The 10,368-nt window shown below is 61.0% G+C and carries 11 protein-coding genes; 6 read left to right on the forward strand and 5 right to left on the reverse strand.

Going from position 1 to position 10,368, the window contains the following annotated elements; all coding sequences use genetic code 11:
* Positions 1-91: 91 nt before the first annotated feature.
* The 4 genes from JN414_RS15240 to JN414_RS15255 form a co-directional block, all read right to left on the reverse strand.
* Positions 92-352: a hypothetical protein gene (locus JN414_RS15240; RefSeq protein WP_202208653.1), complete on the reverse strand. Its 261-nt coding sequence runs from the start codon at positions 350-352 to the stop codon at positions 92-94.
* A 198-nt stretch (positions 353-550) separates the two neighbouring features.
* Positions 551-1,522, reverse strand: a complete 972-nt coding sequence (locus JN414_RS15245) for a phosphoadenosine phosphosulfate reductase family protein (RefSeq protein ID WP_202208655.1) — start codon at positions 1,520-1,522, stop codon at positions 551-553.
* Entirely contained in the window at positions 1,519-1,896 is a 378-nt protein-coding gene (locus tag JN414_RS15250; RefSeq protein ID WP_153430503.1) for a hypothetical protein, read from the reverse strand. Before JN414_RS15250 ends, JN414_RS15245 begins: the two co-directional genes overlap by 4 nt.
* Positions 1,897-1,950: 54 nt before the next feature.
* Positions 1,951-2,097, reverse strand: coding sequence for a hypothetical protein (locus JN414_RS15255; protein ID WP_202208656.1), 147 nt, complete (start codon positions 2,095-2,097; stop codon positions 1,951-1,953).
* 351 nt (positions 2,098-2,448) lie between these two features.
* On the opposite strand from JN414_RS15255, the gene JN414_RS15260 reads away from it, so the two are divergent.
* From JN414_RS15260 to JN414_RS15285, 6 genes are all read left to right on the forward strand, one after another.
* Positions 2,449-3,111 (forward strand): ParA family protein, encoded by a 663-nt coding sequence (locus tag JN414_RS15260; protein WP_061498696.1) that lies wholly within the window; start codon positions 2,449-2,451, stop codon positions 3,109-3,111.
* A 1-nt stretch (position 3,112) separates the two neighbouring features.
* Positions 3,113-3,469, forward strand: a complete 357-nt coding sequence (locus JN414_RS15265; RefSeq protein WP_202208657.1) for a hypothetical protein — start codon at positions 3,113-3,115, stop codon at positions 3,467-3,469.
* Between the two features lie 67 nt (positions 3,470-3,536).
* Positions 3,537-4,328 carry an ImuA family protein gene (locus JN414_RS15270; protein WP_202208658.1) on the forward strand — a complete coding sequence of 264 codons (792 nt, stop codon included), beginning with the start codon at positions 3,537-3,539 and terminating at the stop codon, positions 4,326-4,328.
* Positions 4,213-5,742, forward strand: coding sequence for a DNA polymerase Y family protein (locus JN414_RS15275; RefSeq protein ID WP_237390112.1), 1,530 nt, complete (start codon positions 4,213-4,215; stop codon positions 5,740-5,742). The genes JN414_RS15270 and JN414_RS15275 overlap by 116 nt, the downstream gene beginning before the upstream one ends.
* The gene (locus tag JN414_RS15280; protein ID WP_041240859.1) at positions 5,742-5,975 is read left to right on the forward strand and encodes a hypothetical protein; all 234 of its coding nucleotides are present in this window, start codon (positions 5,742-5,744) and stop codon (positions 5,973-5,975) included. The genes JN414_RS15275 and JN414_RS15280 overlap by 1 nt, the downstream gene beginning before the upstream one ends.
* A gap of 3 nt (positions 5,976-5,978) precedes the next feature.
* On the forward strand, positions 5,979-9,119 hold the full coding sequence (locus JN414_RS15285) for an error-prone DNA polymerase (protein ID WP_202208659.1): 3,141 nt from the start codon (positions 5,979-5,981) through the stop codon (positions 9,117-9,119).
* 299 nt (positions 9,120-9,418) lie between these two features.
* Here the strand turns inward: JN414_RS15285 and JN414_RS15290 are convergent, their stop codons facing one another.
* Positions 9,419-9,679, reverse strand: a complete 261-nt coding sequence (locus JN414_RS15290) for a hypothetical protein (RefSeq protein ID WP_062271023.1) — start codon at positions 9,677-9,679, stop codon at positions 9,419-9,421.
* Positions 9,680-10,368 lie beyond the last annotated feature (689 nt).

Below are 10,368 nucleotides of genomic sequence, written 5' to 3' on the forward strand. Positions count from 1 at the left end.
GCGCCCGGTGCTGCGCGGAGGCAGACCGGGGGGCCGGAAAACAGGATCAGTGCGGGGAGAGAGGCGTCAGGCCTCCCGGATCAGTTCGGGGTCAGAGGGGACCGAAGCGCAGGCGGATCTGCTCGCGCTCGTTCTCGGACAGGCGGGACAGCGCCTCGTGGTGGTAGGCCGAACCCTCGCCTGCCTTCCGCGCCACGCGCCACCAGGCCTGCGGATCGCTGCAATGCAGCCCCACCAGACGCGTCTCGTCATTGTCGGGTCCGCAGCCTTCGAGGATCGTCCAGCCTTCTTCGTGGGCCTGTTTCAGATCAAAGGCGTGCGCCTGTGCGGGGCGTTCGAGGGTGTCTGACATTGTCTTTGTTTCCTTTCCTGACCCTCTCCGGCGAGCGCAGGACAGTGCGACCTGCCAGAGCGACGCGCAGCGTCGGGACCGCCCGGCCCGCAGCGTAGCGAGGACACGGACGGACCCACCTCTTGCAGGGCGGGCTGGCCTGTGCTGCCCCCCTCCCCTCCTTTTTCTTTTTTAACCTTCTGTTTTTTCTTCTTTTTTTCAGGTCGGACCTGCGCCCTGTCCGAACGCTCCGGCCGGAAGCTCCCAGGCTGGTGTGAGGACGGTCGGGATCGGCCGCGACGACAGGCACGCGCGAGCCAGATCGGGCGCCGCCAGTGCAGCGTCATACGGCCTCCCTTGCTCTGCGAGCTGCTCCAGAGAGAGGGTGCGCTTGATCGTGCAGCCGAACTGCTGCTCGTACTGCACGAGGCGTTCAAAGCGGGCAGAATCGAGCCAGCGGATCGTTGCAAACTGCCTTGCATCGCCAAAAATACAGGTGGCACAGGACAGTCTGGAGAAGCCGATGCGGTATGGCAGCGCCGGCATCACCTTCCAGCGTTTCAGGCTGTCCCAGACCTGCGCCTCACGCCACTGGTGGACAGGCCGCCAGTGATCGACATGACGGCGGCGGCGCGTGCCGTGCCGCGTATCCGTGCGGTGCGGCTCAAAAGCGGCATAGCGGGCACGGTTTGGGCTTTCCTCTGCGCGCTCACCGGTCACGAATAGCGTGCGCCTGTTCAGGAAGCGCTCCTGGCCGCGCAAGGCGCGATCTGCAACATCAATCTTGGTGACGCTGGAGCACCATCGGGTCGTCAGGCTGGCGGAGACCTGGGGGAAGCGCAGGCGGGTTCCGTTCGGCCCATGCCCGCCCACGCGGATCAGACCGTCAGGGCTTTCGAAAAGGACAGGTGCCGTCGGGGCAGCGTTGCGCAGCATCTCCCGCTCGAAGCCGCCCTCTCGCCAGGAGCGATAGAGTGGCAATCCGAAATCGGCCGCCAATGCGCTCACATAGGGCGAGGTGGAGGGCCAGTCCATGAAGGATGACCCCTGCCCGTCCACCTCGTGGTGCCACAGTTCCAGGCGATCCGTCGGGGCACTGGCTTCAAGGAGGGCGAAAAGGCAGGCGAGGCCGTCTTTGCCGCCTGACACGGCCACGATGATACTGTCATACGACGTCAGATCCGGCGTCATGACACGAACCTGCTCACCGGGGCACCTGTCCTGACAGACCGGCACATTAGCGCCGTGGCAACTGGAGTGGCCCGGAGGGTCAGAGGCTTCACATGCCGGTTGTCCCAGCTCAGACCTTCGCAGCGTGAGAGGAGTCCAAGCTGGGTCGCCGCCTCATCCCGGCACGCACACACCCGTTCATTGCCGCCCGCACTGCGACGGCAGGGCTCATGGGCTGGCGCGTTGCAGCCCGTGCAGGCAATCGTCAGAGCCGGATCGCCGCCAGCCCAGTGCTCATTGCACTTGCGGCAGGATACGGGCTCCTGCGTATCGGTCCAGCGCATGGGCGGCCGACCGCGTGGTGTTGGGACGTAAGGAAGGTAATGACGGCGCATGATGCTCGATCCATTTCTGGTTTTTGAACATCGTCGCGTCCGGCTGGGGGCTGTTCAGACTGCAACAGTGCCGCGAAGCGGCAGGATCAACGCGGCCCGCAGCCACGCGCAGGCGGCGCAGCCGGCGAGCATGGCGAGGACACGCGTTGACCCACCTGTTGCGGGCTGGGCAGCTCCCGGCCAGCCCTTTCCCTTTGCCACTTTCCTATTCCTTAATTTTCCGCGCCTGCAATTTATCTTTACGACCTTACGGCGTTATGTATTTACGAGATTACGGCTTTACGGCATTACGTCCTTACGGTGTTGTGCCTTTACGGGGTTACGACTTTACGGCGTTGCGTCCTTACGGCGTTATGTGTTTACGAGGTTACGGCATTACGTCGTTACGGCATTACGTCATTACGGCGTTGTGCCTTTACGAGGTTACGACTTTACGGCATTATGTCTTTACGGAGTTACGACTTTACGATCACCGTAGTTACGTTTATGTGGGATATGTCATTACGGCGTTACGTGATTACGCATGTTTTATCTGTCTAGCGGAGCAGTAAAATGGGTATTTTAACTATTGCCTCCTTTAAGGGAGGGCCAGGAAAGACGACCCTTTGTCAGATAATTGCGGCTCAATGCGCATCAGAGGGCCTGAGCGTCGCCGTCATAGACGCTGACCCTACAAAAGCGATGTCAGACTGGCACCGGGATACCTATGAAGGCGTCCCATTTTCATGCGTCGCCGAAACTTCAGAGCGAGTGATTGCAGATCTGGCACTTGGTCTGGACGAAAAATCCGATCTTGTTCTGATTGATACTGCCGGTTTTGGTAACCTCGCGGGAGCAGTTGCCATGACAGTCGCCGACCAAATTTTGGTTCCTCTGACTGCTGGAGCTGCTGACCTGAACCAAGCGGAGGAAACCATTAAACAAGCCAAAGGCCTCGCTTCAGCTGCACGTCGGAAAATTGAGGTCAGAGCCATAATGAACCGGCTGTCCAAAACCAATCTGACAAAGCACGCAGAACGAGAATTGCGTGAGGCTGGCATTCCAACATTGAATGCCACTATTTCGCATCGAACTGCTTTCGGTGAGATCTCCTACACTGGAGCCGTGCCTTCAAAAGGACCGGCAGCGACCGAAGTGATTGCTCTTATAGAAGAGCTTAAGGGGATCGGATGGATACCAAACTCAGATCCCCGCCGATCGGCCATGGAGGTATAAAATGACACTTAAGCCACGCAAACGCGCAGATGCGAGCGGGATTACGGCCGTAGCACTCCAGCAATCTCACAATGCCGCGCTAAATGAGGGTCCATCCGCGCAACGCGCATCTGATGCGTTAAGTACGGCCCGGATGGTAAATCCACGCCTTCCTCCCGCCGAACTTGAACCAGAAGACAAAGCGGTTAATCACAACATGCGCGTTCGTAAGAGCACTCTGCGAGCGCTCGGAAAGGCAGCCGAAGCCCACGGAATGAGCGTAAAGCAGTTCATTATGACAGCTGTTGCGGAAAAAGGGGTTCAAGTCGCCGGCCACGACTTAGAAAATGGGAAAATTACTCCTTGGAAGGATCGCTAGGTTTCGACAAAAAACTTGCGCTCCCTTTTGTTATGTTCTCTTTATGTTCTCGGAAAGGAGAACATAAATGACAACGGACGCCCTGGCGCGACTGCGCGAGCAGGTCCGACGCCTGGAGCGTCAGAGCCTGACTCACTCCCATAGTGACAGGCTCGCCACCGGACATCCTGCCGTCGATGACCATCTCGGCGGCGGTCTCAAGACCGGCAGCCTGCACGACTTTCTTATTTCTGATCCCTTGGAGACGGGGGCCAGTCTGGCAATGCTGCTGCCCATCCTGAGAGAGGGCAGGGGGCCGATCTTCTGGATCAGCGACAGACCTGCTGAACTAAATGCCTGGGGACTGCACCAGTCCAGTCTGTCCTCGAACACTCTGGTCTGCATTAAAACGGACCCCGCCAGCCTGCTGTCAGTCGCCGAAGACGTGTTGCGCGGACCAGAACGCGCACTGGCCGTGATCGCAGGACGTCACGTCCCGACACTCACGGAAATCCGCCGCCTCAATCTGGCTGTGGAGGCGAGCGGAAACACGGGCTTTTTCCTGCGCTCTGCACCTCTCGCCCAAGCTCCTGGAAAAGATCCCTGCGCGTGCGCCACGCGGTGGCGGATCCTCTCTCATCCCTCGTCGCCTCAAAGACTTCCGGGACTGGCCATGCCACTTCCCGGTTTCCGACGCCTTTCTGCCGCGCTGTTGCGGGTGAGGGGAGGCCGCCCTGCTCACTGGATCCTCGACTGCTCCGATCATGCGCCGCTTTCTCGCTCTCTGGATGCCCTTCTGGCGCACCGAGCGCCTCCAGCTCTCCCGCCCGGGAGACTATCCGACCGACAGGCCGCTCGTTGTGCACGCGCTGGCACATAACCGTCACGCCGTCACCGGTGTCAGTCCGGCTGCGCTTGCGGCCGGACTGACACCGGGAATGCCGCTGGCACAGGCCCGCTCTCTGGTGCCGGATCTTCTGACGGCAGAAGAAGACGCCGAAGCACAGAGGACAGCGCTGACCGATCTGTGCTCCTGGCTGATCTGGCTGTCGCCGCTGCCCGCATTCGACGCTCCGGACGGTCTCTACAGCGACACCACCGGATGCGCCCATCTTTACGGGGGTGAGGCGGCCATGCTGGATCTCGTCAGAGAACGCCTGCTGGCAAGAGGGCATTCCTGCTCCGTGGCGCTGAGCGATACGGCCGCTGCCTCACGGGCCCTGGCCCGCTCGGGGATCGACCAGATCTGTCTCGTGCCTCCCGGTCAGCAGAAACAGGCTCTGCATCCGTTGCCCTGTTCAGCACTTCCTCTGCCGGACAAAACACTGGCCGGTTTGACACGGCTCGGCCTGACCACCATTGGCGCCCTTGCAGACCTCCCTCGCGCGCCTCTGGCCAAGCGCTTTGGGACGCAGCTTCTCACCTGCCTCGATGGGGCTCTGGGACGGCAGGCCAGTCCGCTCAGCGTGTTTCAGCCTGCGGACCGGATTTCCCTGACCCGGTCTTTGGTCGAGCCCATCAGCACACCGGACGCGATTGCCACGGTGATTGCCGCACTCGTGCCGGTTGTCTGCGAAAAGCTGACGGCGCGCGGGGAGGGGGCGCGGCAGCTAGACTTTCTCTGCGTGCGCGTGGACGGATCCATTCAGGCCATCCGCGTGGGGACATCCGATCCGACGGCTGACGTGATACGTCTGATGCGCCTGCTGGGAGACCAGATCCCTCAGATCGCGCCCGAGTTTGGGATTGAAACCGTCATCCTGACCGTCAGCGCAAACGAACCGCTCGAAGCCGGGCCTGAGCGGTCTGTCCTGCCGGACGGAGCAGGATCCTCTGAAACGGGCCTCCCGGCCTCTCTGATCGACCGGTTGTTGAACCGTCCGGGCGTTGTTTCGGTTCACCAGCTCGCGCCCCGGTTTACCGCCTGGCCTGAAGACGGCCAGTCTCGCGTTTCTCCAGGCGACGTGGCAAAATCGCCTCTCGCGAGCCAGATGCTCTGGGCGCGGCCGAACATCCTGTTCGATCTGCCCGTCCGGGTGCAGGTCACTGCCCTGCTCCCGGACGGTGCGCCCCGGCAGTTCGTCCTGAAGCGCCAAACACATCGCGTCGCGGCGGCCGACGGCCCCGAACGTCTGCTGGGCGAGTGGTGGCAGACGGCCGAAAGCTACGGCGCGATCCGCGACTACTGGCAGGTCGAGACCACGACCGGCCTGCGCCTGTGGCTGTTTCGCAAAGGGGACGGAGCCCATGACTGGTCCGGGTCGGGCGACTGGTTTCTTCAGGGGGCGTTCTGATGGAGCCCCGTGATGATCTGATCCCGGCCAGCACCTCGGACGTGGCCGAAGTCCTGATGCACGCGCTCTGCTACGACGGACGCAGGCGCACGCATGACGCCGCCGAACTGATGGCCCGTCTCGTGGCCGAACGGCTGGTCGCCTATCTGGAACGCTCCGGATTTGTCGTGATGCGCGCGCCAACCAGCAACGCTCCCGACAGCAGCCGGCACCCGCATCCGCACAGACGCTGAGCCGTGAACGCGCCTTACGCCGAATTGCAGGTGACGTCGTCGTTTTCGTTCCTGCGTTCGGGCAGCCAGCCGGATGAGCTGATGTTCCAGGCGAAGGCCCTGGGGTATGACACCGTCGGTCTCACCGACTGGAACACTGTGGCCGGGGTGATCCGCGCCCATCTGGCAGCGCGTGAGGCCGGTCTGCATCTCCTGCCCGGATGCCGTCTGACTCTGCGCGATGGCAGCGCGCTTCTGGCCTATCCCCGCAATCGCGCAGGCTGGGCAGGTCTTTGCCAGCTCCTGACCCTTGGTCATCATCGGGGCGAGCGGGACGTGTTCCTTCTGGGGTGGGAGGATCTCGTCGCAGCGGCCCCGAACCTCCTCATGATCCTGTTGCCGCCCGAGGATCTGGCAGCGCTTCCCGGGCATGTCCAGAGCCTGCTGGATCTGCCCGGACAAAGGGCAGGCGAAGAAGAAAACCGGTTTCTTGCGCTGACGATGTTTCGAGAGCCGGGAGACCTGGCGCGGCTTCACGCGCTCGCGGCGTTCAGTGCGGCACAAGGTCTGGCCTGCGTTGTGACGGGAGATGTTCTCTACCACGATGCACGTCGGCACGTTCTTCAGGACGTGGTCACAGCGATCCGGGAAGGCTGCACCGTCGATGATCTTGGCAACCGCCGTCACGTTCACGCCGATCGTCATCTGAAAGCCCCTGAAGAACAGGCACGCCTGTTCGCTGCTTTTCCGGAGGCTCTGGCCAACACGCGGCGGATTGCCGAGGCCTGCGCCTTCAGTCTCGATGACCTGACCTATCAGTATCCGACCGAAACCGAGCGCACAGGCGAAAGCGCTCAGGACACCCTGACACGCCTGGTCGAAGCCGCAATGCCACGTCGCTACCCGGCCGGGGCGCCCCCTGACGTCGAGGCGCAGATCGCCCATGAGCTGAGGCTGATCGGCTCTCTCGCCTACGCTCCGTATTTCCTGACCGTGAATACGATCGTGCGTCATGCCCGCTCACTCGGGATTGTCTGTCAGGGGCGCGGATCCGCCGCGAACTCGGCCGTTTGCTACGTCCTGGGAATCACCAGTATTGACCCGGTCCGCTCGGGTCTTCTGTTCGAGCGCTTCATCTCGGCCGAACGGCAGGAACCGCCCGACATCGACGTGGATTTCGAAAGCGACCGCCGAGAGGAAGTGATCCAGTGGATCTATCGTCACTATGGTCGCCATCGCGCGGCCCTCTGTGCGACCGTGCAGCGTTATCAGCCCAAAGGCGCGTTGCGCGAGGTCGGCAAGGTGCTCGGGCTGCCAGAAGATCTGACCGGCCAGCTTTCCAAACACATCGCCTCGTCCCTGGCGGATCCGGATCTGTGCAAAGCCCGTGCGGCGGATCTTGGCCTGAACCTGAAGGATCGCCGCCTCAGCCTGACCTTCCATCTCGCGCGCCTGCTTCTGGGTTTTCCCCGCCAGCTCGGCACCCATCCTGGCGGATTTGTGCTGACCGAAGATCGTCTGGATGAACTCGTCCCCCTGATGCCGACCGCCATGGACGGGAGGCAGATCATCGTCTGGGACAAGGATGACATCGACGTCCTGCGCTTCATGAAAGTCGATGTTCTGGGTCTCGGGATGCTCGGCTGTCTGCGTCGCGGGTTCGAGCTGCTGCACACCGTGTATCAGACGCGGATGGATCTCGCTTCGATCCCGGCCGAGGATCCGCAGACCTATCGCATGATCCAGAAGGCGGACACGCTCGGTACGTTCCAGATCGAAAGCCGGGCGCAGATGTCCATGCTGCCGCGCATGAAGCCCCGGACTTTTTATGATCTGGTGATTCAGGTGGCGATCGTCCGGCCTGGGCCGATCCAGGGGGATATGGTCCATCCCTATCTCCGCAGAAGAGAAAAGTTGGAGCCTGTCACTTATCCGTCCGAGACCCTGCGCGGCATTCTGGGGAAAACACTGGGTGTCCCGCTGTTCCAGGAGCAGGCCATGCAGGTGGCCATTCATTGCGCGGGCTTCACGCCAGGCGAGGCGGACCAGCTCCGCCGAGCGATGGCGACGTTCAAAATGACCGGGGGCGTCTCGCCATTCCGGGACAAGCTGGTCAACGGGATGCTGGCCAATGGCTATGAGCAGGAGTTTGCTGAACAGACCTTCGCGCAACTCGAAGGCTTTGGCAGCTATGGGTTCCCCGAAAGCCACGCCGCCTCCTTTGCCCTGATTGCCTATGCCTCGGCCTGGCTGAAGTGTCACTACCCGGATGTGTTCTGTGCCGCCCTGCTGAACAGCCAGCCGATGGGATTTTATGCCCCCTCGCAGATTGTTCAGGACGCACAACGGCATGGGGTCGAGGTCCGGCCGATCTGCATCAACGCCTCCCGATGGGATTGCACGCTGGAGCGCGGCCGGAGCGGACGGCACGCGGCCGTCAGGCTGGGCTTTCGGATGGTGAAGGGGCTGGCAAACGGACACGGGGCGGCCCTGATTGCGGCCCGGATGCCGGACTATGAGAGTATTGACGATGTCTGGCGCCGTGCGGATGTGCCGGTCTCGGCCCTGGAATGTCTGGCGGAGGCTGATGCGTTTCGGGTGTTCGGACAAATGCGCCGTGCTGCGCTCTGGTCGATCAAGGGTCTCGCCGATACGGCCCTGCCGCTGTTCGAGGCAGCGGATCGGGGGCGGAACTTTCCGCTGCCTGAAGTGATCGAGCCGGAGATTGCTTTGCCGCAAATGTCAGAGCGGGCATCGGTGCATGAGGACTACCGGGCGACGGGACTCAGTCTGAACGGGCATCCGGTCGCGTTTCTCCGAGAGGGCCTGCGAAAAGAAGGGATCGTGCGTTGCGGGGATCTCCCTTATCTGCGGGATGGGCGTCGGATCCAGCTCACTGGCTTGGTGTTGATGCGGCAAAGGCCAGGGACGGCCAACGGCACCATGTTCGTGACCATCGAGGACGAAACGGGCACCGCCAATCTGATCGTCTGGAAAGACGTGCAGGAGGCATTCCGCCTTCCTCTTCTCGCGTCCCGTCTTCTGGCCTGCAAGGGACGGCTTCAGAAGGAAGGTGATGTGATCCATATCGTTGTGCTCAGCCTGGAAGACCGCACGCCATTGCTTCAGGGATCGGAGCTGCTCAAAGCACGGGATTTCCGGTAGGGGACAACACCGGATCGGCCGATTTTATTTTAAGAATGAAGACATTGTTGTTGGTGTTGAACCTGTGGCGTTGTGGGCAGAGCCGCGCCCTGTGGTCAGCCTGCAGGGCTGTCCATCAGGACGCGAGCGGCCGTGGAACGGCTGTCCATAAATCCACAGGCTTTACGCACGTCGAAAGTCAAATCCGCACATTATTCATGCGGCTATGACGGTGCCTCAACCTTTACGACTGAGACCCGGGCGTTCGAAAAGGGTACCCGGAGGAAAAGGGATGCGGGCCGCAATCCGGGGTTTTATTGTCAAATCGAATGTACTGCGCATCCTTCTCGGTTGCCGGGAAACAGCTTCAGTGAAATAGCAAACCCAATGCTTTTGAGAACTGGAGCAAGGCGGTTGGAATATCCGGCTCCGGCAAGAGCGGCAGCTTTCAATCCGAAAGTTTCAGTGAAGGTGTCTGGTGGGTAATCCGTTGCACCACGAGCCACGATCAGACGCGCATACTCTTCGACCTCTTTATCTGACAGTGAGTTCACAATTTTCATTTGCTCTTCATACGTCATGTGATTTTTCTCCGGGGTTAAGAGGACATCGATGCGACGCCGCGCCAGGTCTGAATAGCGTCGGCGCTGCCATTCTGATCCGCCGAGAGCGCCAACGCCAACGGCGAGAAGGATCCAGCACAAAGGAAAGGCTCTCGGTATCGCCTCTACTTCGGAACACTCTCGCCGCCGACAAGCAGCTTCATCGGGCCTGGAGGGCGGCAGGCGAACCTCTCTGGAAGAGCCTACTTCGAGCATTTATAATTCAAAGATAATGTTCATGAATAGCCGTTTTCTGATCGCAGTATCTGGCCGCCAGGACACCCGACTTCCGATACCACAATGCTTCATGCGCAGGCGCCCGTAGAAGCGGCTCTTACTGACTGAGCGTCCTCCCGCTCCCGTTAGCCTTCGTGGGCTCGTCGTGAACGATAGATTAATCATGCCCCCTATCGGAAAACAGATGATTCCCGACAGGGGGGAATGCCAGTCTGGCGCGCTCGCATGTTTCCTAGACAAAATTTCCATGAGGGGTGGCGACAAACCCTGTCGGATTGGTGTAAGTGACGGAAACGGTAAAAATAGGGTTTTCCGACATGCTTATCGGCTATATGGCCCAGTGGGCCCGAAGCTGTGATTTTGGCCATGTTGAAGAACGGACTGGAAACACGGCGCTTGATCGGGCGAGCGTCGGGTGTCTGACGGCTTAA

The sequence above is a fragment of the Gluconobacter sp. Gdi genome, assembly GCF_014132155.1.
Taxonomy (GTDB): domain Bacteria; phylum Pseudomonadota; class Alphaproteobacteria; order Acetobacterales; family Acetobacteraceae; genus Gluconobacter.